Source organism: Streptococcus pseudopneumoniae (assembly GCF_001072925.1).
GTDB lineage: Bacteria > Bacillota > Bacilli > Lactobacillales > Streptococcaceae > Streptococcus > Streptococcus pseudopneumoniae_Q.
This window is the reverse complement of record NZ_JVHE01000118.1, coordinates 1-581: the sequence shown is the minus strand read 5'-3', so window position 1 is coordinate 581 and position 581 is coordinate 1. Positions and strand designations below refer to the sequence as shown.

General features: G+C 36.8%; 1 protein-coding gene. It reads left to right on the top strand.

Features of this window, described 5'->3' with window-relative positions; translation table 11 throughout:
- Nucleotides 1-552 (top strand): ISL3 family transposase (locus ADH81_RS09205; protein WP_049528511.1); only part of this gene is annotated, 552 nt, incomplete at its 5' end.
- Nucleotides 553-581 lie beyond the last annotated feature (29 nt).

Here is a 581-nt window from a genome sequence, read left to right as displayed (position 1 = left end):
ATTGTTCAGCACTTAAGCCGAGCTATAAGTCGGGTTCGTGTCCAAATCATGAATCAATTTGAGCGAAAATCTCATGAATACAAGGCTATCAAGCGCTATTGGAAACTCATCCAACAAGATAGCCGTAAACTGAGTGATAAACGTTTTTATCGCCCTACTTTTCGCATGCACTTAACGAATAAAGAGATTCTAGACAAGCTTTTGAGCTATTCAGAAGACTTGAAACACCACTATAATCTCTATCAACTCTTGCTTTTTCACTTCCAGAATAAAGAAGCTGACAAATTTTTCGGACTTATTGAGGACAATCTGAAGCAGGTTCATCCTCTTTTTCAGACTGTCTTTAAGACATTTCTCAAGGACAAAGAGAAAATTGTCAACGCCCTTCAATTGCCCTATTCCAACGCTAAATTGGAAGCGACTAATAATCTCATTAAACTCATCAAACGAAATGCTTTTGGTTTTAGGAACTTTAACAACTTTAAGAAACGAATTTTCATCGCTCTGAATATAAAAATGGAGAGGACAACAATTGTCCTCTCCAGATGTTAGCTTTTATTCAACCCACTACAGTTGACAAA